This window comes from Duncaniella muricolitica, assembly GCF_910574735.1.
Taxonomy (GTDB): Bacteria; Bacteroidota; Bacteroidia; order Bacteroidales; family Muribaculaceae; genus Duncaniella; species Duncaniella muricolitica.
The window spans coordinates 58744-84618 of the sequence record NZ_CAJTCF010000002.1 but is presented as its reverse complement, the minus strand read 5'-3'; the positions used below and the strand labels follow the sequence as shown (position 1 = coordinate 84618).

Annotated in this window: 20 protein-coding genes and 1 tRNA gene; 6 read left to right on the top strand and 15 right to left on the bottom strand. The window is 54.3% G+C overall.

Annotated features, from left to right (window positions below; translation table 11 throughout):
- Positions 1-15: 15 nt before the first annotated feature.
- The 3 genes from QGT73_RS00790 to QGT73_RS00780 are packed head-to-tail and all read right to left on the bottom strand — an operon-like array spanning position 16 to position 5968.
- Entirely contained in the window at positions 16-975 is a 960-nt protein-coding gene (locus tag QGT73_RS00790; RefSeq protein ID WP_280121054.1) for a hypothetical protein, read from the bottom strand.
- Positions 976-997: 22 nt separating this feature from the next.
- Complete coding sequence (locus tag QGT73_RS00785; protein WP_280121053.1) at positions 998-2611, bottom strand: RagB/SusD family nutrient uptake outer membrane protein; 1614 nt, start codon at positions 2609-2611, stop codon at positions 998-1000.
- Positions 2612-2638: 27 nt separating this feature from the next.
- Positions 2639-5968 carry a SusC/RagA family TonB-linked outer membrane protein gene (locus tag QGT73_RS00780; protein WP_280121052.1) on the bottom strand — a complete coding sequence of 1110 codons (3330 nt, stop codon included), beginning with the start codon at positions 5966-5968 and terminating at the stop codon, positions 2639-2641.
- A gap of 309 nt (positions 5969-6277) precedes the next feature.
- Here QGT73_RS00780 and QGT73_RS00775 point away from each other — a divergent pair, with 309 nt between their 5' ends.
- Positions 6278-6985, top strand: a complete 708-nt coding sequence (locus tag QGT73_RS00775) for an SGNH/GDSL hydrolase family protein (protein ID WP_280121051.1) — start codon at positions 6278-6280, stop codon at positions 6983-6985.
- Positions 6986-7146: 161 nt separating this feature from the next.
- Here QGT73_RS00775 and gluQRS read toward each other — a convergent pair whose 3' ends face one another.
- Complete coding sequence (gluQRS, locus tag QGT73_RS00770; RefSeq protein ID WP_280121050.1) at positions 7147-8112, bottom strand: tRNA glutamyl-Q(34) synthetase GluQRS; 966 nt, start codon at positions 8110-8112, stop codon at positions 7147-7149.
- A gap of 123 nt (positions 8113-8235) precedes the next feature.
- Between gluQRS and QGT73_RS00765 the strand changes: the two genes are divergently transcribed.
- The 4 genes from QGT73_RS00765 (at position 8236) to rhaD (ending at position 12932) form a co-directional block, all read left to right on the top strand.
- A complete protein-coding gene (locus QGT73_RS00765; protein ID WP_280121049.1) occupies positions 8236-9666 on the top strand; it encodes a rhamnulokinase in 1431 nt (476 codons plus the stop codon).
- 11 nt (positions 9667-9677) lie between these two features.
- Positions 9678-10931, top strand: coding sequence for an L-rhamnose isomerase (locus QGT73_RS00760; RefSeq protein WP_280121048.1), 1254 nt, complete (start codon positions 9678-9680; stop codon positions 10929-10931).
- A 109-nt stretch (positions 10932-11040) separates the two neighbouring features.
- Positions 11041-12069, top strand: coding sequence for an L-rhamnose/proton symporter RhaT (locus tag QGT73_RS00755; protein ID WP_280121047.1), 1029 nt, complete (start codon positions 11041-11043; stop codon positions 12067-12069).
- A 56-nt stretch (positions 12070-12125) separates the two neighbouring features.
- The gene (gene rhaD / locus QGT73_RS00750; protein ID WP_280121046.1) at positions 12126-12932 is read left to right on the top strand and encodes a rhamnulose-1-phosphate aldolase; all 807 of its coding nucleotides are present in this window, start codon (positions 12126-12128) and stop codon (positions 12930-12932) included.
- A 104-nt stretch (positions 12933-13036) separates the two neighbouring features.
- On the opposite strand, the gene QGT73_RS00745 is transcribed toward rhaD, so the two are convergent.
- The 9 genes from QGT73_RS00745 to QGT73_RS00705 all read right to left on the bottom strand — a co-directional run bounded on the left by QGT73_RS00745 (position 13037) and on the right by QGT73_RS00705 (position 23040).
- Complete coding sequence (locus QGT73_RS00745; RefSeq protein ID WP_280121045.1) at positions 13037-13354, bottom strand: hypothetical protein; 318 nt, start codon at positions 13352-13354, stop codon at positions 13037-13039.
- 508 nt (positions 13355-13862) lie between these two features.
- On the bottom strand, positions 13863-14549 hold the full coding sequence (locus QGT73_RS00740) for an SDR family NAD(P)-dependent oxidoreductase (RefSeq protein WP_280121044.1): 687 nt from the start codon (positions 14547-14549) through the stop codon (positions 13863-13865).
- Positions 14550-14601: 52 nt separating this feature from the next.
- Positions 14602-16170: a DUF4435 domain-containing protein gene (locus tag QGT73_RS00735; protein ID WP_280121043.1), complete on the bottom strand. Its 1569-nt coding sequence runs from the start codon at positions 16168-16170 to the stop codon at positions 14602-14604.
- Positions 16171-16190: 20 nt separating this feature from the next.
- Positions 16191-17444, bottom strand: coding sequence for a phosphatase PAP2 family protein (locus tag QGT73_RS00730; protein ID WP_280121042.1), 1254 nt, complete (start codon positions 17442-17444; stop codon positions 16191-16193).
- 38 nt (positions 17445-17482) lie between these two features.
- On the bottom strand, positions 17483-18427 hold the full coding sequence (locus tag QGT73_RS00725) for a helix-turn-helix domain-containing protein (protein ID WP_280121041.1): 945 nt from the start codon (positions 18425-18427) through the stop codon (positions 17483-17485).
- 308 nt (positions 18428-18735) lie between these two features.
- Positions 18736-21156: a glycoside hydrolase family 95 protein gene (locus QGT73_RS00720; protein WP_280121040.1), complete on the bottom strand. Its 2421-nt coding sequence runs from the start codon at positions 21154-21156 to the stop codon at positions 18736-18738.
- Between the two features lie 439 nt (positions 21157-21595).
- Entirely contained in the window at positions 21596-22282 is a 687-nt protein-coding gene (locus QGT73_RS00715; protein WP_280121039.1) for an SIR2 family NAD-dependent protein deacylase, read from the bottom strand.
- A 160-nt stretch (positions 22283-22442) separates the two neighbouring features.
- Complete coding sequence (locus QGT73_RS00710; protein WP_123618364.1) at positions 22443-22898, bottom strand: nucleoside deaminase; 456 nt, start codon at positions 22896-22898, stop codon at positions 22443-22445.
- Between the two features lie 65 nt (positions 22899-22963).
- A tRNA-Arg gene (locus QGT73_RS00705) sits at positions 22964-23040 on the bottom strand.
- A gap of 178 nt (positions 23041-23218) precedes the next feature.
- Between QGT73_RS00705 and QGT73_RS00700 the strand changes: the two genes are divergently transcribed.
- A complete protein-coding gene (locus tag QGT73_RS00700; protein ID WP_280121038.1) occupies positions 23219-23977 on the top strand; it encodes an outer membrane beta-barrel protein in 759 nt (252 codons plus the stop codon).
- An 86-nt stretch (positions 23978-24063) separates the two neighbouring features.
- Here QGT73_RS00700 and QGT73_RS00695 read toward each other — a convergent pair whose 3' ends face one another.
- Together QGT73_RS00695 and QGT73_RS00690 are read right to left on the bottom strand one after the other, a co-directional pair.
- Positions 24064-25107: a 3-dehydroquinate synthase gene (locus tag QGT73_RS00695; protein WP_280121037.1), complete on the bottom strand. Its 1044-nt coding sequence runs from the start codon at positions 25105-25107 to the stop codon at positions 24064-24066.
- Between the two features lie 4 nt (positions 25108-25111).
- Positions 25112-25864, bottom strand: coding sequence for an inorganic diphosphatase (locus tag QGT73_RS00690; protein ID WP_280121036.1), 753 nt, complete (start codon positions 25862-25864; stop codon positions 25112-25114).
- Positions 25865-25875: the final 11 nt, after the last annotated feature.

The window sequence follows — 25875 nt, the reverse complement described above, 5'->3', positions numbered from 1 at the left end:
CGGTATCAGTTGTTATCAGTTGTTATCAGGGCCCTTGTATATGCCTTCGAGGTCTATTTGGTATGTGTCGAGCATATATTCGATGACATCGTTGTAGATCTCGCGGATGAGGGGATAGTCGGCATACATTTCTTCGATTTCGGCGCGCGACATGAACATGCAGATGCGTATCCATGTGAGGAAGTAGTCATAATCCACATGATAGGCCGGGTTGCTGGGGTGTATCTGCGACGCATAATAGGTCCCTGTCGATAACTGGAAATTATTGGTTACGCGATGGGGAAATCCGCGGTTGAGTCGATAGTCGGGGTCGTCGACATCTGTGCTGAACGATGTCTCAAAGTCGAGCTTGTCGTGTATGGTCTGCGACTCCACAATCTTTCCGCTCTTATATTGCGGCAGTATCATCTGATAGATAAACTGACAGCGGGCCTGGCGCATTGCGTCGGGGTCGTTTTCCTCAATGCCCTCTCGTTTGAAACTTATGGCCCAGTAGTCAAATCCGTCGGTCTTGGTGGTGACGATACTTGTGTTGGGTGTGCCTATGCCGCCCGTTCCGGTGCCTGTTCCTGACCCCGGGGTATTTACCTCGCCGAAATTCTCGAGCATGTAGATTTTCACGGGGAGTCCGGCGCGCACGACTTCGGGGCTGAGATATTGAAATACGTGGTTTTTGATAAAGTTTATATAGAAAGGTACGTATTCGTCGGGCACCGGGTCGCCTGTCAGCAGTTTGCCTGTGCCGAGCGACTGCCACTGGCGGTTGAGGTCGGTGTCGGTGATGTCTTTGTAGAGCAGATACACGTCATATTTGTCATGTATTTCTTTGATTTCTTCGTCAAAGGGATTGTTGCCCTGTGGAAATTCAAATCGCAGCACCGAGTAGTTGCCTGTAGGCTGAATGGGGTCCTCATCGTTATTGCAGCCAGTGAAGGCGAGCAGTCCGAGAGTTGTATATAACAAGGCTTTTTTCATCTTTAGCAGTTTAATGGTTGGGTTAATTATAGACAGTCTCGCCATTGCGTGGCGCGCTCTCGCTGGGGTTCTGGCTGAGTTCGGGATTGAGCTCGAGTGAGGTTGTCGGGATGGGCATGATATACTGGAGGTCGCCGGCCTTGAGGGTGTATTCTTCGGTTGTGTTGGCGTCGGGATACCATACGTGCTTGATTTCCTTCATGCCCCAGCGGCGCAGGTCAAACCACCTGTGTCCCTCAAAGCAAAGCTCGCGGCGACGTTCGTCGCGCACGGCCTGTTTCAGCTCCTCGCCTGCGAGCGACTGAAGCGGCTCGTAGTCCTCGGCCTTGAAGCGACATTTACGCAGGGTGTTGAGAGCGTCGAGCGCGCTGCCTGAGTCACCGGTCATGGCTTTGGCCTCGGCGTAGTTGAGGTAAGCCTCGGGCAGGCGCAAGGCGCGTCCGAAGTCGTTGATGCCGCCGTTGGGGATATACATGTTGTTGTTGACGTTGATGTTCATCTTACCAAAGGCCTGGGGCATTCTCTTGCCATCGATCATGCATCGCGGGGTTGTGACCACATAGCGCGATTTGCGGAGGTCTTTTTCGCCGAATGTCGTCATGAGTTCGGGCGAGGCCATGAAGTAGGGGTGTATGATGCGTCCGTCATTCGAGGTTTTGGCGTCGGAGAGCCACATGGCCGCGTCGCCTACCGAGCTGTAGACCCATATTACTTCGGGCGATATGGCATAGCTAAGATAGTCGACATAGTTGGGCCTTTGGTTGGCTACGGGCCAGGATGATGTGGCGGGGTCAATTTCAGGGATAGTGTTGAGGTCGAGCAGTGTGAAGGCCGGGTTGTTCATCACCTTTTCGGCATACTCGGCTGCTTTGTCCCATTCGCCCATATAGAGATATGTGCGAGAGAGTATCAGTTGGGCCATGGGGAGGCTCGTGCGGTAGTCGGCTTTCCACTGGCGTTGGGCCGAGAGGCCTTCATAGAGTTCGACGGCTGTCGTAAGATCTGACACTATAAGGTCGTAGACTTCCTTGACGGTGCTGCGTGTCAGGGGTTTGTCTTCGATGTTTGAAGCCAGCTTCAGGGGCACTCCGAGTGACACGGCCGGATTGTAGGTGTCGTTGCCGTCGCTGTAATATGGTGCGCCAAACAGGTTGACGAGCTGAAGATAGTAGAATCCTCTCAGTGCATGGGCCTGGGCCAGGACATTGTCGATATTCTCTTTAGTGTCACCCTCGGCCTGTCCGATGTAGTCGAGTATGGCGTTGCAGCCAAGGATGTATTTGTAGTTGGAGAAATACTGGTTTTCGCCATATTTCGTGCTGGCCATGTCAAGGCGTGTCCAGAGGTCGGGCTGCCAAGTGTATGCGATGTAGTAGGCTTCTGGGTCAAAACCTTCTGGGGGAGTCTGGTAGGGGGCTGCGGTGAGGTCGTCGTCAAAGAGATATATGAAGCTTGTGAGCTGGTTGTTTGAACTTCTCAGCGGATAGGCTTCGCCCAGCAGCAGCTCGTTGAGCGAAGTGGCGTCTTTTGGCACGAATTCGCTCTTGGCCTTTGGATCGAGAAAGTCACCGCATCCGCTCATGACAAGCCCCGTGAGACATGCGGCCAAGGTTGTGATATAAGATTGTATTTTCATTTGTGTTAAGATGGAGTGGGGGTGATGTTAGAAACTTACAGAGAGACCGAGTGAGTACATGTGAGGCATCACACTGTTGTTGAGCTCCGGATCAAAGCCGTTCCAGCGTTTGCTGGCGATGACAAATATATTGTTGACCGAAGCCGAGAGGTTGAGGCTCTGTGCTCCAAACTTGTTGCACCATGAAGTCGGCAGATAATATGTGGCGGTGATGTTGTTGCAGCGCAGGAACGATGCGTCAGCCACCATGGCGTCCGAGTTGGCCCACATGGCGTAGATTGAGGCTGAGGTGCCAGTGGGCAACATCTTGTTGATGTTTTCGGAGGTCGATGTCCACAGTGCGGGAATGATTGTATACTTTTCGTCGCCCGGTTGTTTCCAGCGGTTGTTGAGGTTGCGGTCAAGGTTGACGAGCGGATCGGGTATCTTGCCGTTAGTAAAGCTTGAATATGGGTTGGGCAGACGTTTCTTGGAGCCGATCAGTGCCGAGAACGATGCTCCGAGCGATATGTTCTTGTAGCGCACGCGGGTGTTGAAGCCGCCTGTGAAGTATGCGTCTCTCTGACCCGAGTAGACGAGGAATGTCGTCGGGTCAATGGTGTTGTCGGGGTCGCCATCAAAGTCGATGTAGTTAAACATCGGGTAGCCTGTCTCGGGGTTGAGCCCGGCAAAGGAGTAGGACCAGAACGAGCTGAGGGGATAGCCCTCCTTGATGGGGCGGTCAGAGCTGCCGGCTATGTAGTTGGATACCTGCAGTTGGTTGGCCTGTGTGAAAGAGTCGGGGCTGTCGGAGCGGTCCCAGTTTTTGGAGGCATTGAATCCTACTGTCCAGGCGAAATCCTTGGTTGAGATGGGTGTATAGTTGACTGTCACCTCCACACCGTGGTTGTGGAGCTTGCCACCGTTGAGGCGCATGGTCTTCATGCCGTATTCCTCTGCGATGGTCTGCGAGAGAATGATGTTTGACGCACGTGTATAATACTCCAGGTTGAGTGTCACCTTGTTGAAAAGCTGTAGGTCGAGACCTAAATTCCAGCTCTTGGTGCTTTCCCAGTTGAGAAGGGGGTTGGGGATGCTTGAGATTTTGGCGTAATATTGGTTGTAGGGATTTAGTATACCGCCTGTGCCGTATTGCGCTATGAGTTCGGGGCTCACAGAGTTGACCACATTACCCTGTATGCCGTAGGTGACGCGCAGGTTCATCTGGTTGAGCCACCACACGTTGTCCTGTATGATGCTCTCCTGGGCTATGCGCCATGAGTAGCCGAACGAGTAGGTGGGGTTGAACTTGTGGTTGGTGTCCTGACCGAAACGGTTGGAGGCGTCCCAGCGGAAGTTGGCGTTGACTACGTGGGTGTTTCTGAACGAGTAGGCCAGTACGCCGAACACCGACAGGTAGTTGTCGGTACGGTCATACTTCTTCCATCCCGTTCCATATCGGTAGAAGCTCTCGAGCACACCCCATGCCGGGGGCGACATGCCGATGGGTACGATGTTGCCGGGCGCGGTTGGTATGACCAGCATCTGGCCGCGTTCGGGGATGTATCCCCACACGGTATTGGAGTTGCTGGAGTTTTCGATGGAGCGTAGCTCAATGCCCGCAAGAGCGTTGATACGGTGTTTGTCCATGAGGGTCTGGGAGTATTGCAGCTTGTGTGACATCGAGTAGCTTGTGCTTCCCGAAGTGTTGGTACAGAGCATGCCGCCTACGGGCAGCAGAGCGGCGTTATATTTGGCCGAGCCATACTCTTCCGTTCCGGCAGGATAACCACGGTAGTTGCGTTCTATATACGAGCTGTTTTCGCCTGCGTATGATTCTCCGGTGTTGGTCGACTGTTGTATGCTGCCCACAAACTGATAGGTGAGCCAGTCGGCGATCTTGAAGTCAAGGTTGGCAGATACGGAAAACATCTTGTTGATATTTTTGGTCGCCGTGTTGGCCATCTCGTTGAGTATGTTGTAGCCATACTCAAGCTGGTTGGCGTTGTAGGGATACTTATAATAGGTATTGTAATAAGCCAGTTCGCCGTTTTCTTCAAAGCATGGGAGCGCACGGCTTGTGGTGAGTGCGTAATTTTGCGGGCTTACGCCATAGAAGTCATAGGAGTTGCGGTAGGAGCCGTTCATGTTGACATTGACGCGCAGACGTCTGTTGAACTGTATGCCTACGTTGAGTCGCGATGTGAACTGGTCGTTGTCGTTACCTTTCTCTGTGCCGCTGTTTTTGGAGTAGCCGAACGAGGCGTTGTAGGTGATTTTTTCCGTACCGCCAGACACACTGAGGTTGTGGCTGTTGGACACCGAGTTACGTGTCAGCAGGTCAAACCAGTCAGTGTTGACTGTCTCGAGACGCTGCATGTTCTGAGCAAACTCAGCTTCGGTAATCATACGTTTGTTGAACATCTCCATGAGTCCCTCGTAGGTGTATTTCTGCGGGAGCGGCGAGCTCTGATAGCGGGCGCCGGCGTCATATGCCTCTTTGGAGAACTGTATGCGCTCGAGCGAGTTCATGAGGTTATAGTGTTCATAACCCTTTTTCTCGCGTATGCTCACGTTGCCTGAGTATCGCACGGCTATACGTTCGCTGGAGCCTTTTTTTGTAGTGATGACAATAACGCCATTTGAAGCCTTTGAGCCGTAGATGGCTGTTGCAGATGCGTCCTTGAGCACGGTGATGTTTTCGATGTCAAGCGGGTTGAGCCATGACACCTGGTTGCCCACCAGCGTGGCCATGTCCTGGGTGAGCATATCGCTCGCTTCAAGATGTATTGGGTCTGGCTGTATCACACCGTCCACTACCCACAGCGGATCGGTGTTGCCGAGAATAGTCGATGTGCCGCGTATTTTGATTGAGGGGTTGCTTCCCACACGAGCTGAAGAGTTGCTCACAATCATGCCGGCCACACGTCCCTGGAGCATCTGGTCTATTGACTGGATGCCGGGCATAAGTATGTCTTCGGCCTTGATGGTGGTGTATGCACCCACCATGTCGCGGCGCGGCAGACGGTTGTAGCCGTCATCCACTACGGTCACTTCCGAGAGTTTGAGTGCGTCCGACTCGAGAGTCACCTTCATGGTTTTCTTGAAGTCGACAGGCAATTCTTTGGTCACCATGCCGATGTATGACACGGAGATTTCGGGACGGTTGCTGCCGCCTGTGTAGCGTAGAGAGAATGTGCCGTTGCCCGAGGTGGTTGTGGCGGCTCCTATCCCCTTGGAGCCTTTGATGCGGACTGTCGCACCAGGTAGCGGTTCGCCTTCTTCATCGAGGACTTGCCCCATGATAAGTCTTCCCGATGCCTGTGTGGTGTTGTCCTGTGCATATATCTGTGAAGAGTCTACAGATAGCATGGACATGACTAACGCGCATAAAAGAAGCCTTAGTGCATTACATTGTTTCATGCGTTAAGATTTTTTGGATTATAATGATTGGTTTAGACTATTGGTTGTAGCAGATTGCAGTACCTTTCCCCAAAGTTAAAAGATATTACATTACATCTCTCAAGGTGTTAACGCAAATTAACTATAAATTAAATATTTTTAAATTTTAATGTTTCTTAATGAAAAATAAATCAAACTGTGTGGAAAGTTGTATAAAAACCGTTAGTCATTGGCTCAGAATCTCGCTATCTTTGCCGATAAAAACCATAAGACTCATTCTCAGCCATGACTAAATTACGATTTTTGCAGCTCGCCATCGCTTTGATGTGTGTGTTATTTATCGGGCAGCCCGTTGCGGCACAGGCGCGTCATGCGGCCAAGCCCGTGGTGTCGATACTCGGTGACTCCTATTCGACTTTCGAGGGGTATATTCCCGTGGGTAATGCCGTGTGGTATGACACGCGTCCCAATCCCAAAAAGACCGACGTCAGCGATGTGAAACACACCTGGTGGTGGCAGTTCATAAGCCGTGGGGGGTATATACTCGGTGTCAACGACTCCTACAGCGGAGCCACTGTGTCATACACGGGATATAACGGAGCCGACTATTCCGACCGTTCGTTCATCACACGTCTGCCCCGTCTGGGCTCGCCCGACATTCTGCTCATATTCGGGGCCACCAACGACAGTTGGGCCGGGGTCAAGGTGGGTGAGTATTCCTATGCCGAGCCGCTGTCGGGGCCGCAGCTTTATGAGTTTCGTCCGGCTATGGCACGTCTGCTCTCGGAGGCTGTAAACCGTTATCCCGGCACCGAGATATATTTTATAATCAACAGTGAGCTGCGCGATGACATCACTCAGTCAATCCGTGAGGTGTGTGACCATTATTCGGTCAGATATATCCAGCTTCATGATATAGACAAAATCTCGGGCCATCCGTCACGTGCCGGCATGACCGCTATCGCCGACCAGTTGCTCGAGGCTATGCAATAACCTACACTAAGGAGACACGGGTGGGAGATACAAAAGGACAAAAGTTTCAGAAGAAACAAAAGTTTTTATTTTTTTAGGCTGAAAAATTATGTAGCCTGTATAATAAAAAACTTTTGTTTCTTCTGAAACTTTTGTCCTTTTGTATCTCCCTCCCGTGCAGGTTATGAGGTTTCTATGAGGTACTCGGGAGTCCGTGGCACTTTCGCCCAGTCGAATATGCCGATAAGCTCGCGGGCCGTGCAGGGTGACGGCTCGGGTATAAGTCCGGCCATATGGGCCAGTCGGCCGATGATTTCGCGTGATGAAAAATGTCCGCGCAGATATTCCATGTTGAGCGACCGGTCGCGTTTAGACAGTCTCACTCCTTCGCTGTTGCATATCAGAGGGACGTGGGCATAAACCGGTGCGGTCAGTCCGAGCAGACGGTAGAGATAGACCTGCTGTGCCGCTGAGAGCAGCAGGTCGCTTCCGCGCACCACTTCGTTGACCCCCATAAGGGCGTCGTCCACCACTACGGCAAGCTGGTAGGCCCACGCTCCGTCGGCACGCCGGAGTATGAAGTCGCCACACTCGTGTGATAGATTGACGCTCTGCTGACCGTAGACTCTGTCGGTATACTTTATCTCTTCGTCGGGCACATAGAGCCTGGTGGAGTGTCTCACTCCGATGGGAGCCTCGGTCATGCAAGGCATGTCGGCCGGGCGGCATCGTCCGCCATATATCACGCGTCCGTCGCTCTGATGAGGTGCTTGGGTGGCCATGATGTCGGCCCGCGTGCAGGTGCAGGGATAGGTGTAACCGGTCGCGTGAAGTCGGTGGAGATACTCCTCGTAGATAGCTCCGCGGCGGCTCTGGCTGTAGGGGCCGCGGGGACCGGTGTCGGCTGTGCCTCCCTCGTCATAGTCGAGACCGAGCCATTCAAGGTCGTCCTCGATGAGCCGGGCATATTCGGCCTTGGAGCGTTGCGGGTCGAGGTCCTCGATGCGGAGCACCCACCGGCCTCCGCGCGAGCGCACTGACAGCCATGAGAGCAGGGCTGAATAAAGGTTGCCCAGATGCATGCGTCCGGTTGGCGACGGAGCATAGCGTCCGACGGGGAGCTCTGACAATATTGCAGGCGGTTTCATGTAACGGTAGAATTTTTTTACAAAGATAGCGATATTTTTTGTAACTTTGTCACACCTTAAATATAACCATGAAAAGAGTCGTATACTCCTCACCCGGCTCTGACACCTTATTTTAATATATCCATGGATAAGACATATCATCTTGCTCTCGACCTTGGAGCCACTTCCGGCCGGTCGGTACTCGCATCCTATGACGGCTCACGCGTCGAGATGACCGAGCTCACACGTTTTCATTATCCCATGCTGCCGATGAGCGGACACCTCTTCTGGAATCTGCCGCTGATATATCAGGAAGTGCTCAATTCGCTCCGTGAGGCACGCATACGTCTCGAGGCTCAGGGCGTGTCGCTCACGTCGGTCGGTATAGACACCTGGGGATGTGACGTAGCCTATTTCTATGCCGACGGCACTCCGGCCGGGCTTCCCTACTGTTACCGCGACCCCCACACGACAGGTGCTGTCGATGATTATGCCTCACGCATGGGCCGCGAGGAGCTGTATGAGCGCACCGGCATACAGTTTATGGACTTCAACACTCTCTTTCAGCTCGACACACTGCGCCGCACCGGTGCCGAAGTGCTCGATGCCGCCGACAAGATACTTTTCATGCCCGACGCGCTCGTGTATATGCTCACAGGACGCGCAGTCACCGAGTTTACCGTGGCCTCAACTTCCCAGATGCTCAATCTCGCCACCGGCGACTTTGACCCCGTGCTGCTCCTCAGCCTCGGGCTGGAGCGCGACAAGTTTGGCCCTATGGTAAGCCCCGCCACCGTCATCGGCACTCTCACTCCCGAGGTGATGCGCCATACGGGTCTCGGTGACGACGTTAAAGTCATAGCCGTCGCCGGTCATGACACCGCTTCGGCCGTCATAGGCATACCCACGACCGACGATGCCTATGCCTATCTCAGTTGTGGCACATGGGCTCTGCTCGGAGTCGAGTCGGCCAAGTCAAATTCCGGGCCCAAGGCTCTGGAATACAATTTTACCAACGAAGGGGGCATCGACGGCACCACACGTCTGCTCAAAAACATCTGCGGACTGTGGATTTTCGAGCGAGTGCGCGAAGAGCTGGGTCTGCGCGACGCCGACATCTCCGCGCTTGCGGCTTCGTGTCACGACTCGCAGTGCGACACAATCATTAACTCCGACGACCCCTCGTTTGCCAATCCCGCCTCGATGGTCACAGCCATCAACGACTATTGCATAGCGCATAATCTCGAAGTGCCTGTCACTCCGGCCGACTATATCCGCGTCATCTATCGCAGCCTCGCGCGCCGCGTGGCTGTGGTGCTCGGATGGCTCAAGGAGCTCTCGCCCGCCGAGGTGTCGCGCCTTCACGTCATAGGCGGCGGTTCGCGCAACTCGCACCTCATGCAGATGCTTGCCGACGAGACTGCGCTCCCCGTGGTGGCCGGTCCCGCCGAATGTACAGCCCTCGGCAACATACTCGTGCAGCTACGCGGATGCGACTCATCGCTATCACTCCCCGCAATGCGCGCCATAGCGTCCAACTCAACCGAAACAATCACTTATAATCCAAACAAATAACCTTTAAAGCCATGAAAGAAGAACTCATCCGCAAGGCTTATGAGATAGCCCGTGAACGTTATGCCGCAGTAGGTGTCGACACCGACAAGGTGCTCGACCAGATGCAGGATTTTCACCTCAGCATGCACTGCTGGCAGGCCGACGATGTAGCCGGCTTTGAAAATCAGGGCGGCTCGCTCACCGGCGGTATCCAGGTAAACGGCAACTATCCCGGCAAGGCCCGCAATATCGACGAGCTCCGTGCCGACATTCTCTATGCCATGTCGCTTATCCCCGGCAAGCATCGTCTCAATCTCCATGAGATCTACGGTGACTTCGGCGGCAAGTTTGTTGACCGCGACCAGTGCTCGGTAGAGCATTTCCAGAGCTGGATCGACTGGGGTAAAGCCAACAATATCAAACTCGACTTCAACTCCACTTCATTCTCTCACCCCAAGAGCGGTGACCTCTCGCTCGCCAACCCCGACAAGGGCATCCGCGACTTCTGGATCGAGCACTCCAAGCGTTGCCGCGCCATCTCCCAGGCCATCGGCGAGGCTCAGCAGGACCCCTGTATCATGAACACCTGGGTGCATGACGGCAGCAAGGACATCACTGTCAACCGCTACATGTATCGCGAGCTTCTCAAAGACTCGCTCGACCAGATATTCGAGCACAAGTATGACTGGATGAAGGACTGCGTGGAGTCAAAAGTATTCGGTATCGGTCTCGAGAGCTACACCGTAGGCTCCAACGACTTCTACACCGCCTATGCGTCCAAGAATGACATGATGATCACTCTCGACACGGGGCACTTCCATCCCACCGAAAGCGTGGCTGACAAGGTGTCGGCGATGCTCCTCTTCGTGCCCGAACTGATGCTCCACGTGAGCCGCCCCATCCGCTGGGACTCTGACCACGTGACCATCATGGATGACCCCACCATGGATCTTTTCAGCGAGATTGTACGTGCTGGCGCACTCAACCGCGTGCACTATGGTCTCGACTACTTCGACGGCACACTCAACCGTATCGGTGCCTACGTAATCGGCAGCCGTGCCGCCCAGAAGTGCATGCTCCGCGCTCTTCTCGAGCCTATCACCACACTCCGCGGCTATGAGCTCGCCGACAAGAAGTTCCAGCGTCTCGCTCTCCTCGAAGAGTGCAAGAATCTCCCCTGGAACGCTGTCTACGACATGTTCTGCCTCCGCAACAATGTCCCCGTAGGCGAGTCATTCATCCCCGCGGTGGAAAAATACGAAGCCGACGTAACTTCCAAACGTTAAAATCAGTCCGGTAATGGAATAAAAAAGACAAAAGTCTCATAATCTACCCTTTTGTTTCTTATGAGACTTTTGTCCTTTTGTATCCCCTTGCCACTCTATACTCCCCCATATGATATTACTCGGATTACTTATCATAGCCGTCGGAGCCTTCTGCCAGTCGAGCTGCTATGTGCCCATCAACAGGATCAAATCATGGAGCTGGGAAAGCTACTGGCTCGTGCAAGGCATCTTCGCATGGCTATTGTTCCCGTTTCTGGGAGCTATGCTTGCTGTTCCTGACGGACACAGCCTCTGCGAACTCTTCACCGCCGACAACTCATTCCGCATCTGGATGACCATCCTCTTCGGAGCCCTCTGGGGCGTTGGCGGTCTCACCTTCGGCCTCTCCATGCGCTATCTCGGCGTAGCCCTCGGCCAGAGCATAGCCCTCGGCACCTGCGCCGGACTCGGCACCGTGCTCGGCCCCGTGATGCTCAACATCTTCTTCCCCGAAGGCCACTACCTTGCCCAGCTCACCGCTGCCGTGCTCATCGGAGTAGTCGTGACCCTCATAGGCATCGGCATCATCGGTGTTGCCGGAAGCATGAAATCGCGCACAATGTCGGAAGAGCAGAAGCGCGAAGCCGTCAAAGACTTCAACTTCCCCAAAGGCATAGCCATAGCCTTGCTGGCAGGCGTCATGAGCGGATGTTTCAACGTCGGACTCGAGTTTGGCGGCAACATCTCCTTCAGTGAGTCCAACCCCATGTATGCCACCCTCCCCGCCACATTTCTCGTGACGCTCGGCGGCTTCATCACCAACGCCGTCTACTGTCTCTATCAGAACTCGCGCAACCACACCTTCGGCGACTATGGCCGCACCTCGCTCTATGCCAACAATCTCCTCTACTGCGCCCTGGCCGGAGCCCTGTGGTACAGCCAGTTTTTCGGACTCTCGCTCGGCAAAGGCTTCCTCACCGACTCGCCTACACTACTGGCCTTCTCGTGGTGCATACTCATGGCACTCAACGTGGTCTTCTCCAACGTGTGGGGCATTATCCTCAAAGAATGGAAGGGCTGCTCGCGCTCGACAATGGCGGTGCTGACAGCCGGCATCATCGTGTTGATAATCTCCTCATTCCTACCACAGCTTATATAAGCCAATCACTAATTAATAATTACTAATTACTAATTACTAATTACTAATTAAAAAAGATGTCTATACTTGATAATCGTCCTGCCCTGGCCCGCAAGGTAGAGCAGGTGGCCGAAGTGGCCGGCTATCTCTGGCAGAAAGGGTGGGCCGAACGCAACGGCGGCAACATTACCGTCAACATTACCGAACATATCGATGACGCTATACGCGCCCTCCCCGCCATCAGCGAACCCAAAGCCATCGGAGCTACCCTTACCAACCTCAAGGGTTGCTACTTCTACTGCAAAGGCACCAACAAACGCATGCGCGACCTCGCACGCCGGCCTATGGAGAACGGTTCGGTGATACGCATCCTCGACGACTGTGCGCATTATGAAATCATTGCCGACCTCCCCGTAATGCCGACCTCGGAGCTCCCCTCTCACCTGGCCGTGCACAACTATCTCATCGGCAAGGGTTCCAACTACAAGGCCTCGCTCCACACCCATCCCATCGAGCTCGTGGCAATGTCGCACTGCAAGAAATATCTCGAGAAGGATGTGGCCACACGTCTGCTCTGGAGCATGATACCCGAGACCAAGGCTTTCTGCCCCCGCGGACTCGGCATCATCCCTTATCAGCTCCCCGGCTCCAACATCCTCGCTGAGTCGACCATCCGTGAGCTCGGCGATTATGACGTAACCCTTTGGGAGAAACATGGCGTCTTTGCTGTCGATACCGACATCATGCAGGCTTTCGACCAGGTAGATGTCCTCAACAAATCGGCCCAGATATACATCTCGGCCAAAAATATGGGCTTCGAACCCGACGGCATGTCGGACGACCAGATGCGCGAAATGACCGTTGCCTTCAACCTTCCCAAATAAGAGTTTAAAGCAGAAAAGTTTAAAGTTTAGCTCTGAAAATTAAATCAGGCGTTGCGGATATCAGATTCCGCAACGCCTGATTTTTGGTATGTCAATCGGCTATTCTATCTTGTTGGATAATTGTGATGCAGATTGGGATTTTGTTGTATAATGTTTCGAGGTATCGGGAATACCCAGAGGTCTGATTCAGGAGTCAGAGTGAAAGTTTCACCGCATAGTTCGCGCGTAAAGGTTTCCTTATAATCGTCAAGCAGAGTCCAGCGTTTTCGAGTAAAGAAGTTCCACATTGTATATACATACTCTCCGTGACATGTCATTTTTAGATACTTGATAGCCTCATCCTTAGTTGTCACGTTATTTTCAAGCGGTCTGTAAACGTCATTGTTGATACGGTTGATACGTATTTTGTCAAGTTCACACATAGCCCCTGTTATATTCCATCCACATCGTCTATACCTGGCGTCGTCAGCGCATCAAGCATGTGGCGGTGGCTCCGTTTTAGTATGGTTTTTGTGCTGCTCAGCATGATTTTTCGGCATAAAATCTGAACTTTTTTACTTTTTACGGCGTTATAAAGTTGAACCATAAATTGTAAAAAACGCAGAATTATGAAGATTACAGAATTTATGCACAAGATTTTAGACTGGTATGGTGAAAACACATCATCAATGTATCGCGTAAACGATACCGAAAACTACCACGAACTTTAACCCTCATTCCTCCGACAGCGAGGGAAAAGAAATATCTATCTGAAGTCCCGAAGGACAGCAAGCAATTGTGTCCTCCGGGACTTTTGTATTCCGATGTATTGTCCGGCCAATATGAGTATAATCCAGCTCATGTCGTATGTCTAATATGCCCCCGAAATTACACAAAAATCACGACATACGCTCACTCTCTAATTGCCAATGCGTCTTGTGGCAGCGTGGATTATAGGAAGTGGCGGAGCAGGTAGTTGATGATGCGCCATCGGCGGGTGACTATGCAGAGCCGTTTTTTGCGGTCGATGGCGCGGATGATGCGAGGGACAACTTTGTCGAGAGGCATTACCCAGAAGAGACCTTCGCCTTTGGCCATGCGGGTGTCCACAAGGCCTGGACGTATCTCGGTGACGGTGACCGGGGTGCCTTTGGATTTGCCTTGGAGTGATCGTGTGTAGTTGATCTGATAGGCTTTTGTCGCACTGTAGGCAGGAGCGACGGGGGTCGGCTGGAGTCCGCCGACCGAAGTGATTGTCACGAGATGGCCGTGGTTTTGCCGGGTGAAGAGCTGATAGAGGGTGTCGACGGCGTTGGTCCATCCGGTCACGTTGACGGCTACGGTGGAGAGTTCGGTGGCTGTGTCGAGTCCGGGATTGAGTTCGCCTATGCCTGCACATACTATTGCCAGATCGATTTTGCCCAATCGGGTGATTATGGAGTCGAGGGTCGCTGTGAAGGCAATGGTGTCGGCTATGTCGCCGGCTGCTGCTATTGTGTTGTCAGGATATGACTCTGCCATGTCGTTGAGCAGGTCGGCGCGCCGGGCCGTTATGGCTACGGTGTTGCCGTCGGTGACATAGTGTTGCCATAGTTCACGCCCGATGCCTGATGTCGCTCCGATGATGAGAATATTCATGGTTGAGTGTAGAGGGGTTAAGTATAGATTATAGAGAGGGGGCAATTTTTGATTATTCCCGGGTGTTGAGTGTGAATGTGGAGCGTATGGCTGTGCGGATGTCGTCGGCTCCGGGACGGTTGTGGGCGAGGATGTTGATTATAGTGTTGATATATGAGTCTTTATCGTCGCGACGCAGTCCGCAGTGTCGGGCTACGTGGCTTTCGGATAGCATGGTCTTGCGGTTGTATACGCGCAGTATGGAGGCGTAGTCTTTGTCGCGGACGTAGCGGCGGAATGTGCGGCACAGTTCTTCGTAGAGAGCTGTGGGGCGTAGCTCGTTGGCGAGGTTGGCTATGTGGGTCTGGAGCTGGTTGATGTTGGCGAAGCGTCCGTCTATGCGGTGTTCGACTCCTTTTTTTATGCGGTGTCGGGTGTGCTGGAGAGCCTGTTGCCGCAGGTCGGTCTCGAAGAGGCGTATGATGGCTCGCTTGACTTTCTGGAAGGCTTCGTCAGGGTCGCGGTGGTTGATGCGGGCCATGGTGCGTATGACGGGTTCGAGCATGAATATGTTTTCAATCTCGGCCACGTCGGGGACGAATACCTGTTTCTTGCGGAGATAGGCTACTTCTCCTTCGTCGCGCCGGTCGCGGTCGACGATGCCGAAGGCGTTGAGGTTGTGGAATGAGCGCAGTGAGTTGAATGTACGTGTCGATTCGATTACGCGGTCACATCCGCCGAGCGATTTTACGGTGTAGTCGTCAAATATGAGCGGGTAGAGTTTGGCGTCGATGGAATGTATGCCGTCGCCTTCGATGAAGAGTACCGGTTTGCGTGCTCCGATTATGGCGAAGAATACTTCGTCGCTGAGACCGTCGGCCGGCGTGAGGAGGTCATAGTCCCATTCGCCGCGCGAATAGTCGCAGTTTTTGACCCATATGGTGCATCCTTCGCCTCGCGTGGAGGCAAACTGGAGGTCGTGGGTGACGTAGATGAATGTACAGTCGGGACGTGAGTTCTCGATGCTGTTCCAGAGCGATGCCGTGGATGAGGGGTGGAGAAACATCTCGGGCGAGTCGACGAGTATGGTGGCTCCTTTAGGGGCGAAGGTGACGGCGGCGAGATAGTAGAGCACGGTTTTCTCTCCGTCAGATAGTTTGGAGGGCGAGTAGGGGTCGGAGTCGGAGTCACGGCTGAAAAGCATGCGCCCGCTCTCGACGAGCACGCGGTTGCCGGGAAACACTTTCTGCCATTGCTGCATCACGTAGTCGAGCCGTGTGGAGGGTGGGGTGGAGCGGTCGGTGGAGTATTTGAACTGTATGAGGCTTAGCATCTCTTCGTTGACCATGAGTCCGATGACGCGTTCAAACTCGCCCTTGAGGTCGGGTCTCAGCAGCGAGGCTCCGCTTACAGCTTTGTTATAAAGGGCATCGATTGATGTCTCGGACGGGTCTTCGCTGTGTTTATACAGGGCTTTGAGTGCCGACAGCCTGAAAGAGCGTGTGCCGAGGTCGGCGGCGAGACGGTTGGCGAAGCGTGTCTTGCCTGAACCGTTGGCTCCGATTATCACCATGTGGCGCATGCCTGTGGTGTCGATCTCAAGCGGTCGGGAACCTGTGCGTGGAGGGAGTGTGATGAGCATATTGAGTATAGAGTTTAGGGTCAGAATTCATATCGTGACGAGATGTTGACGAGCAGGGCTGAGGCGATGCCGCGGGCAGTCGCTGGTGCGGGGATGCTGTAGGCGGCTGATGGTCGGACGGTGAACCGGTAGCGCGACATTTCGTAGCCGATGGAGGCGCGTGCGCTGAAGTTGGAGCTGAATCGCAATACGCATCCTATGTTGATGCGTCCGACCGGTGAGGATGTGCCTGTCTCGATGGATGAGTCGTCGAGATTGAGCGGCAGGTTGTGACGATAGCCGGCGGCGACCTCGGCGGTGAAGCTGACGCGGTCGCTCAGCGGACATTGATAGTAGGGCGCGATGACCGCACTGAGCGAGGAGAGTGATTTGACATATGTGCGGTCGTGGTGCACGTCGGTGATGAGTGGCGTGGAGAGGAGGCCGAGTTCGAGAGCGAGGCCCCAGTGATCGCTGATGGCCCATCCTCCGCGCAGGGCGGCGGAGAGTGCTGGGAGGCGTTGCAGACGGGTGTCGCCGGCTTTGACGGGACCGAGCGGGAGGGCAAGGCCTGTCTGGAGGGAGAGATATGAGACATTGGTGTTGAGCCGCAGGTCTTCGGCACGAATGTCGAGATTGCGGTTGCCGAATATTATGTCGCCGAGCCAATAGCCGAGCTGTGCCGAGAGTATGCCTATGCCGGCTCCGGCCACAATATCGGTAGGATAGTGATGGCTGTCGACAGCGCGCTCGACGGCTATGCCTGTGGCTACGGCATAAGCCCCGACGGCATACCAGGGTGAGACGTCGGCCAGCTCGCGGGCCATCATGGTGGCACCCATAAATGCCCAGGCGGTGTGGCCCGAGGGAAACGAGTGGGTGTCGGAACCGTCGGGACGGGTGGAGCTGACGGTCTCTTTGAGTGTCTTGACCGAGCCGGCCATGAGCATTGTGGCTATGCCTTGCGACACGGCCATGCGACCCCAGCCCGAGCGGGTCGGCAATCCTGCGGCTTTGAGTATCCAGGGTGCGGCCAGAGGGGCATATTGCAGCCAGTCGGTCCCGCGGTCGGTGTTTTTGCCTACGGTGATGTCGGCTGGAACGGCCGGATAGGCTTGACGGGCGATTGCCGATGTGGCCAGCATTCCGGCTCCGACTGCCATTCCGGTCCATGGACGCTGCCGGCGCGCGAGGCTGTCGGCTGCCGCAGTGGCCGCGTGTAGCGGCCCCGTGACGATGACGAGCAGCGTGAGGGCCGCGATGGCTATGATATGTCGGGCGCAGAGATGTGGCATATTGTATAAAAAACAATGCCGCCGGCGTGAATGTTGGGTCAGGAACGCTGATATTCCGACGGTGACATGCCTGTGAGATGCTTGAAATATTTGCCGAAAGATGACTGGTTGGGGAAGTTGAGCTCGTAGGCCACTTGCTGTATGTTCTTGCCCGAGAAGCGGAGCAGGTTTTTGGCCTCGAGTATCACGAATGAGTCGATGACTTCGGTGGCCGAGCGGCCGGTATGCTCCTTGATGATGAGTGAGAGATATTTGGGCGAGATGAAGAGTTTGCCGGCATAGAAGGCCACCGAACGTTCGCGGCTGTGGTGCTCGTGAACGAGCCGCATGAATTCGCTGACATACGTGGAGCGACGCGAGCGGGGAGGATTGGTCTCGGTGCTTGTCTTGAGCCGTTTGCTCACCATGCTTATGACCTGATAGGTGAGGGCCGCTATGAGATTGCGGGCTATGGATTTGGTGAACAGGCTGTCGCTTTCGGCCGATGAGGAGTTGCGGTAGAGCAGATGGAAAAATTCGCGCAGAGTGGCGGCCTCGTCATCGGTGATGTTCATCATATGGTCGTGCGAGGCATGGTTGCTGAACCGGCTTATGGAGCCGACGACATTGAGGTCAAAGTTGATGTCGTGCATGAAGTCGGTCGACACAAACAGCAGATAGCAGTCGAGCTCTTCGCGGTCGATGTCCTTGATTTCGATCATAGAGCCGGGCGTTGTGACTGTGATGCAGTTGGCGGTCAGAGTCATCGGAGTGAGATTGATCTCGAGATCGAGGCGGCCGCTGAAACAGAGTATCCATGACATGCCGTCGATACGTATCGGGCCGTCGATGCGGTCGGTGCGTTTCATGTCGTCAAACCGGAGTGCTTTGGCGATGGTGTCGGCTGTGATGCGTGTGAAGAGATAGTCGTCGCTGAGGTTGGAAAACTCTGACGATATGCGTGCGAGTGATGTTAGCTGATTAAGGTTTACGATATTTCCCATGGCGAATGTCGGAGGAGGTCTGTCATGCTGTTATCGCAAAGTTAGTCAATTTTTCTACAAAAAACATCCGATGAGCTAAGTTTTTGGTAAATCAGACCAAAAAAAGCTACAAAAAGATGTGCGAGAACGTCTCGCATGGAGATATGCCTGAAATCGGTAAACGCTTTTATGTAACGGCCGCGGGTCTCCTCGTCAAGCGGAAGCCACATAGTATTATAGCCGCAATAAGGGATAAAAATACCCCGTCGGGCAAAAGGCTCCTGAAAAGGTCTTATGCCCGACGGGGTGTTTCTGATTATGTATCGTAACTATCGTGTGATAGTGTAGACGCCGCCTGGGACGGTGGGCAGGTCATATTCGTAGACCTTGCGTATGATCGGGTGGCGCGGGGTGATTTCGGATGAGATGACCGGAGTCTTGACAGGCGCGACCTCAAAGAGTGGATTGGGATTGTCGCCCTTGGCCGGAGTGAGTCCTTCGCCCTTGAGGGGAACGTAGGAGCGCAGACGCAGGTTGCCGCCGAGGCGTGAGGTGATGGTGGCGGTGTTGAGCTGTGAGCCGTCCCAAGTCATGTCGACCACAAAGCCTCCGCGGCTCACGAGTCCCTTGACACTGCCTTGGCTCCACTGGTCGGGGAGTGCGGGGAGCAGGTGGAGAGCTCGGTCGTGACTCTGCATGAGCATCTCGGCCACGCCGGCCGTGTAGCCGAAGTTGCCGTCGATCTGAAACGGCGGATGGGCGTCGAAAAGGTTGGGATAGATGCGGCCGCGCAGCATATTGTTGATGATGGTGTAGGCGTGATTGCCGTCCTGCAGACGTGCCCAGAGATTGATTTTCCAGCCTATCGACCAGCCGGTGGCCTCGTCGCCGCGCTGTATCATGGTGTTGCGCACGGCCTCGAAAAGTTCCGGGGTGGTGTAGGGCGATATCTGTGCCGCGGGATAGAGACCGAAGGCGTGCGATATGTGGCGGTGGCCGTCCTTGGGTTTGTCATAGTCGCCGAGCCACTCCTGGAGCTGGTGATGGCGTCCTACGTGCATGGGCGGGAGCTTGGCTATGGTGGCCGAGAGCGAGTCGATGTAGGACTGTCGTTCGCCCAGCACGCGGGCTGCACTTAGGGTGTTGGTCAGCAGTTGGTGGACTATCTGGTTGTCCATCGTGCATCCGGCCACAATCCATGCCTTGGGGTGGGCCGAGGGGCCGTGTTCGGGCGACATGGAGGGCACTGTCACCATCCATCCGTTGTCGGGGTGTTCGGTCAGGAATGAGAGGAAAAAGTCGGCCGAACCCTTGAGGGCGGGATAGTGGCGTGCGAGGAAGTCGCGGTCGGCCGTGTGGAGATAGTGTTCCCACAGGTGAGATGTGAGCCATGCGCCTCCGTTGGGCCATGTGCCGTAATTGGCCTTGTCGACTACGCCCGATGTGCGCCATATATCAGTGTTGTGGTGGGTGACCCATCCGGGACATCCGTACATTTCGCGGGCTGTCGTGCGGGCATTGTCGGAGAGGTCGTCGACGAGGGTGAAGAGCGGCTCGTGACATTCGGAGAGATTTGTCACCTCGGCGGGCCAGTAGTTCATCTCGGTGTTGATGTTGATGGTGTATTTGCCGTCCCACGGAGCGTTGGGTTTGTCATTCCATATGCCCTGGAGATTGGCGGCCTGCCCGCCGGGCTGCGAGGAGGATATGAGCAGATAGCGGCCATACTGGAACAGGAGGGCGGCCAGTTGAGGGTCGGCCTTGTCGGCAAACTGTCGGATGCGTTTGTCGGTAGGCATAGCGAGGGTCTCCTTGTCAGTGTCGCCGAGCGTGAGCGACATGCGGGCAAACTGCGTGCGGTAGCGGTCGATGTGTTCGCGGCGTGCGCGGTCATAGGGTTTCTTGCGTGCGGTGGCCAACAGCGAGGCGGCGCGTCGTGAGGGGTTGGCCGAGAGGTCTTTGTAGTTGACAAAGTTGGTGGCTGTGCTTATATATAATGTGGCGGCCGATGCTCCCGTGAGTGTCAGTGAGTCGCCGGCGGCGGTGAGACGTCCGCCCTGAGGCACGATTTCGAGGCGTGTCTCGGCTTTGACGGCACCCTTGATGCCTTCGTGATCACCGCCATAAGTGGTGAGGATGAGAGTCTTGCCTTTGCGCGACACTTCATAGCGGGCCATCGGTGAGGTGAACGATGCCGAGAATGTGAGCGCGTCGGGAGCCGAGGCTGTGAGGCGTATTATGGATACGTCGTCGGTAAACGATGAGAAGGCTTCGCGACGATAGTCGACGTTGCCTACAGTGTAGGTGACGGTGGTCAGCGCGCTGTCGAGGTCGAGGTCACGATAGTAGGCTGTGGCGTTTTCGTGGCCGGGGAAGTTGAGGCGGAGCGAGCCTACGGTCTGGTAGGGCATACCGTTGACACCGGTCAGAAAGGTGGTGTCGATGAGGGCCTGGGCTTCGGCGTTGCGGCCGGCAAAGACGAGACGGCGCACTTCGGGCAGGGCTTTGAGCGCGCGGGCCGAGTGATTGGTGTGGGGCGAGCCTCCCCAGAGTGTTTCTTCGTTGAGCTGGATTTCTTCATGGGCCGGAGAGCCGTAGACCATCATGCCGAGACGGGAGTTGCCGAGCGGCAGGGCTTCGACCCATTCGGATGCGGGGGCGTCATACCATAGTTTCAACTGTGAGGCCCATGTGGCGGCCGATGACAGCGAGAGTGTGAGTAGTAGAGTTAAGGTTGATTTCAGAGACATTTATTTCAATTAGTAATTAGTAATTAGCAATTAGTAATTATGATGAACGGGTTGGTCAGACAAAATTACGCAAAAAGAGAGGTATATGCAAACGGCCTGTGTTGTATATGCATGTACATTTGTAACATTTCAACTTGCCCATACTTATCTACGACAGCATCGTGAATGTATGGGAGAGATGGGCATAAAAAAAGAGCTAACTTCACAGTCGGCTCTTTCGTTTTTAACCTAACTTTTGTTGACTTTAATAATTGCTTATTCTTGTCTTTTGCGGTAAAAGAAGATTGTTATCCAAACAGCCTTCTCCTACTGAGTGCAAAGGTAAATATAAACTTGCAAATTTCCCCCCCCCGATTGTGAAAAAGTGTTAAATATAATCGGTCTCCGCCATATTTGGTGACATGTGGCACTCTTTAACGGGTGAAGGGAATAATAGTGGTTACTCGGGCCGAAGCAGGCTGACGAGTTTTTCGACTCCGGCTGTAGCTTTGTCCTTGATGACGGTGACGTTGTCGGGGACAGCGGCAGGATTGGGGTCGATGTAGTAGACGGGCACGCCGGGGCGCACGTAATGGAGCAGACTTGCGGCGGGATATACTACGAGCGATGTGCCTATGACTACAAATATGTCGGCTTCCTGTGCCAGTCTTATGGCTGGCTCGATATTAGGCACGGCTTCCTGGAAAAATACGATGTGGGGCCGCACGGGGTCTCCGTAGGGGTCACGTGTCTCGGGGGTGGTGACTATGCTGTCGGAGTCGAGGGTGTAGACACGTTCGGGGTGTCGGAGCGAGCGTATTTTCATTAGTTCGCCGTGGAGATGGAGTACGTTGCTGCTGCCGGCGCGCTCGTGGAGGTCATCGACATTCTGGGTGATGACATATACGTCATACCATTTTTCGAGTTGTACGAGTGCTTTATGGGCTGCGTTGGGCATGCAGTTGAGGAGGCTTTTGCGCCGCTCGCTGTAAAAGCGGTGGACCAGCGCGGGGTTGCGCGCGAATCCGTCGGCACTGCATACATCCATTACGGGATAGTTTTCCCACAGGCCACCTGCGTCGCGAAAGGTCGAGATGCCGCTTTCCGCACTGATGCCTGCGCCGGTTGAGATTACGAGACGCTTCATTTCAATTAGTAATTAGTAATTAGTAATTAGTAATTATAGACGGACTGTTTTATTATCTATAATAAACAATCTATATACCTATCTATAATAAACAATTTATAGACTTATTTTTTTGCCGATAAGTAATTTTTAGCACTGTCGGTCGCGCCGTGGGGCTTTGTCAGGGCCGTTTGGATTTGAAGAATGAGCGCATGAGGTCGGCACATTCTTCCTGAAGTATGCCGGCGGTGACGGTGGCTTTGGGATGGAACGGTGAGCGCGAGGGGAGAAAGGAGCGATAGCCTCGCTTGGTGTCGGCTGCGCCGTAGACTATGCGCGAGAGCTGTGACCAGCCTATTGTGCCGGCACACATGAGACAAGGCTCTACGGTGACATATAGCGTGCATCCGTCAAGGTATTTTCCTCCGAGTGTCGATGCGGCGGCTGTGATGGCCTGCATTTCGGCATGGGCCGAGACGTCGCCGAGTGCTTCGGTGAGGTTGTGGCCGCGCCCTACCACCATGCCCCGTGGCGATATGATTACCGCTCCGATGGGCACTTCATCGGCTTCGTAGGCCTGACGGGCCTCGTCGAGAGCGAGGCGCATGTATTTTTCGTCGAGTTCCTGTTGTGTCATTTCTGATGGAATGTCTATATAGAGCAAGAGACTCGTCAGCCGGGCTGATAAGTCTCTTTTCTTAGTGGTGACTCCTACAGGATTCAAACCTGTAACCTTCTGATCCGTAGTCAGATGCTCTATTCAGTTGAGCTAAGGAGCCGTCTTTTTTTCTTTTGCGTTGCAAAGTTAGGGACTTTTTTTAGACTGTGCAAATTTTTGGACGAAAATTTTTGAAAAAAATGCATTTTTTTGGAAAATGGGCCGAAAACGCGTAATTTTGAGCTGTCGAAAGGGCCAAAACGGGCTATTCTCGCCTGTGGAGCCTGATGAAAAAAGTTATGACTATGCACAAAATTTTATTGCCGATACTGGTAATTTTGTTTGGGGGGAGTGTGGCCAAGGCCTCCGGCCCCGAGATGGTGGACCGCGGACGTGCGGAAAAATTTCTGGATATAGATGTCCACCTGCTTGCGGGCGGAAGCTATATGACGGAAAATTACACGACGTGTTATCCCGACATTTCCGATCTCAACACCTCGATGCGTCCGGCTTTCGGTGCGGGTGTGGGCGCGCGCTTCAATATCCGCAATTTTATCGGGCTGGGCACGGAGATAAATTTTACCTCCAACGGTTTTAATATGGATATGGCTGTTATAGGTAGCGGAGGACAGAGTGTGTCGAACGTGTTTCAGCGCAACACATATTATAAGGTGGACTTTCCCGTATATGTGACCTTTTTGTTTAATCTGTCCGACGCCGTGAGATGGAATGTCGACAGCGGTCTGTATTACGGTTACGGAATAGCCGGCAAGCAGAAAAGCACTATATATGATACGCGCAGCAATGAGTTGGGCCAGCTCATGATGTCGGTGACTCAATATGATGCCGATTTCTATAAGGACCACAGGGCATTTATCAATTCATATGACCGTGGTGACATAGGCCTGCATCTGGCTACCGGTCTTACTTTCTCGGGACATCTGAGGGTAGGCATACGCGCGCATATAGGCATGTCGAATCTTGCCAATTCAATAGGTCTTGTGAGACCTGACTCCCATACGATGGATTTCATGGCCACGGTGGGTTGGCAGTTCTGACGGATAGATAATCTCTGAAAAAAGGAAAATTCAACGTTGCCGGGAGCAGCGTTGAATTTTCCTTTTTTACATATGATAAGATGCGATTATTGCATGAGGTCGCGGAATATGTCGAGGGCTTCGGTGATGAGGGTATTGTCGGCAGTGCGGTCGATGAGAGGCGAGCCCGGGGCGGAGAGGAGGGTGAAGTTGATGTGGTCGGGGGTATCGTTTTTCTTGTCATGGCTCATTAGGGCGAGCAGACGCGGATAGTCGTCACAGGTGAAGTCGGGCGTGCCGTAGGAGTGCTCCTTGAGATAGGTGGCGTAGCGGTAAAGCTCGGCCGAGGGGAAACGTTCTGTCATGTGTGACAATATCATCTCGACGAGAATGCCCCAGGCCACCGCATAGCCGTGGGGCACGGGGTTGTCGCGCTCGAGAGCGAGCGACTCGAAGGCGTGACCGGCAGTGTGGCCGAGGTTGAGCGCGCGGCGTATACCCTTCTCGGTGGGGTCTTCGGTGACTATGCGTTCCTTTACGCGTACACTCTTCTCGAGCAGGGGAAGCAGGCGGTCGAGGTCGGCGTTGACAATGTCAAATCCGAGCAGTTCGTCATAGGTCTCGGCCGATGACAGCAGGCCGTGCTTGAGCATCTCGGCATAGCCCGACAGAAGTTCGGTGACCGGAAGTGTCGAGAATGTAGAGGTGGAAATGACCACCGCGTCGGCCGGGGCGAAGGCTCCGATTTCGTTTTTATAGCCCTCGAAGTTGATGCCGGTCTTGCCTCCGACAGCCGCGTCGACAGCCGAGAGGAGTGTGGTGGGGACATTGATGAAGCGGATGCCGCGCTTGAAAGTGGCGGCGGCAAATCCGCCCATGTCGGTCACTACGCCGCCACCTATATTAATAACGACCGATTTGCGGGTGGCACCGCCGCGTATGAGACTGCCCCATATGCCGGAGAGTGTGTCGATGTTTTTGGCCACGTCGCCCGGCGGAGTCGGGATGACGGGATAGGGGAGAGAGAGCGAGGGGAGCACCTTGTCCCGGACGTTGGTGTCGGTGATGATGTGGACCGACGCCGGGTGCATCTCGTCGACAAGCGAGACTACGGCGCGGGAAATGTCGTTGGTATAGAGGATTTTTTGCATGGCGTTATATGTCTATGCGGGTGAGCAACAAAGAGTAGAGCAGTACCGGGAGAGCTTCGGCAAAGGCCTCCATCGAGGGGAATACCACGGCCGCGCCTGCACGCTCCATCTCCTCGACGGGTATGGGGCCGGTTGTGACGCCTATGGTGAAGGCTCCCGCACGGTCGCCGGCCTCGATGCCGAGCGGCGCGTTCTCTATGACGATTGACTGGGAGGGGCTTACCCGGGCCAGTTGCATGGCGCGGATGAAAGGTTCGGGGTGAGGTTTGCCGTGGGTCACGTCGCGCGAGGTTACACGCATGCCGGGCTCGAAGATGCCGGGAAAGTCGGTGTCGATGCGCGAGATGAGACTGTTTTGTCCCGAGCCTGTGACAAGCACGCGCCGCATGCCCACTTCTTTAAGCAGACTGAGCATCGTGGCGGCACCCGGCATGGGCTGTACGGGAGGGAGTTCGTTGAAATAAACTGTCTTGAGCTGATAGAGGCGCGCCTTTTCCTCGTCGGTGGCGTCGCGTCCCCAGGCACGGTTGACAAGATGGTTGATGGTCGAGGCTCCGGTGCGTCCCTCGTAGAGATAAAACTCCTCGCGGGTGCATGGGATGCCGGCCTCGGTGATGAGACGGTGCCAGGCGGCGGTGTGGTTTTTCATCGAGTCATAGAGAGTGCCGTCCATGTCGATGAGCGCGGCCTTGGGTTTGACCGCGGTGTAGTGATGACGCTGTAGGAAGCGGACTATATGTGAGTGGTAGGGTGTCAAAATAAAAATAT

Coding starts and splice junctions, on each gene's coding strand:
- QGT73_RS00730 (WP_280121042.1), bottom strand. CDS start 17,444: ATGCCACATCTCTGCGCCCGACATATCATAGCCATCGCGGCCCTCACG.
- QGT73_RS00715 (WP_280121039.1), bottom strand. CDS start 22,282: ATGAAGCGTCTCGTAATCTCAACCGGCGCAGGCATCAGTGCGGAAAGC.
- QGT73_RS00735 (WP_280121043.1), bottom strand. CDS start 16,170: ATGCTCATCACACTCCCTCCACGCACAGGTTCCCGACCGCTTGAGATC.
- QGT73_RS00740 (WP_280121044.1), bottom strand. CDS start 14,549: ATGAATATTCTCATCATCGGAGCGACATCAGGCATCGGGCGTGAACTA.
- QGT73_RS00765 (WP_280121049.1), top strand. CDS start 8,236: ATGGATAAGACATATCATCTTGCTCTCGACCTTGGAGCCACTTCCGGC.
- QGT73_RS00780 (WP_280121052.1), bottom strand. CDS start 5,968: ATGTCCATGCTATCTGTAGACTCTTCACAGATATATGCACAGGACAAC.
- QGT73_RS00700 (WP_280121038.1), top strand. CDS start 23,219: ATGACTATGCACAAAATTTTATTGCCGATACTGGTAATTTTGTTTGGG.
- QGT73_RS00790 (WP_280121054.1), bottom strand. CDS start 975: ATGAAAAAAGCCTTGTTATATACAACTCTCGGACTGCTCGCCTTCACT.
- gluQRS (WP_280121050.1), bottom strand. CDS start 8,112: ATGAAACCGCCTGCAATATTGTCAGAGCTCCCCGTCGGACGCTATGCT.
- QGT73_RS00695 (WP_280121037.1), bottom strand. CDS start 25,107: ATGCAAAAAATCCTCTATACCAACGACATTTCCCGCGCCGTAGTCTCG.
- QGT73_RS00710 (WP_123618364.1), bottom strand. CDS start 22,898: ATGACACAACAGGAACTCGACGAAAAATACATGCGCCTCGCTCTCGAC.
- rhaD (WP_280121046.1), top strand. CDS start 12,126: ATGTCTATACTTGATAATCGTCCTGCCCTGGCCCGCAAGGTAGAGCAG.
- QGT73_RS00755 (WP_280121047.1), top strand. CDS start 11,041: ATGATATTACTCGGATTACTTATCATAGCCGTCGGAGCCTTCTGCCAG.
- QGT73_RS00745 (WP_280121045.1), bottom strand. CDS start 13,354: ATGTGTGAACTTGACAAAATACGTATCAACCGTATCAACAATGACGTT.
- QGT73_RS00760 (WP_280121048.1), top strand. CDS start 9,678: ATGAAAGAAGAACTCATCCGCAAGGCTTATGAGATAGCCCGTGAACGT.
- QGT73_RS00775 (WP_280121051.1), top strand. CDS start 6,278: ATGACTAAATTACGATTTTTGCAGCTCGCCATCGCTTTGATGTGTGTG.
- QGT73_RS00725 (WP_280121041.1), bottom strand. CDS start 18,427: ATGGGAAATATCGTAAACCTTAATCAGCTAACATCACTCGCACGCATA.
- QGT73_RS00785 (WP_280121053.1), bottom strand. CDS start 2,611: ATGAAAATACAATCTTATATCACAACCTTGGCCGCATGTCTCACGGGG.
- QGT73_RS00720 (WP_280121040.1), bottom strand. CDS start 21,156: ATGTCTCTGAAATCAACCTTAACTCTACTACTCACACTCTCGCTGTCA.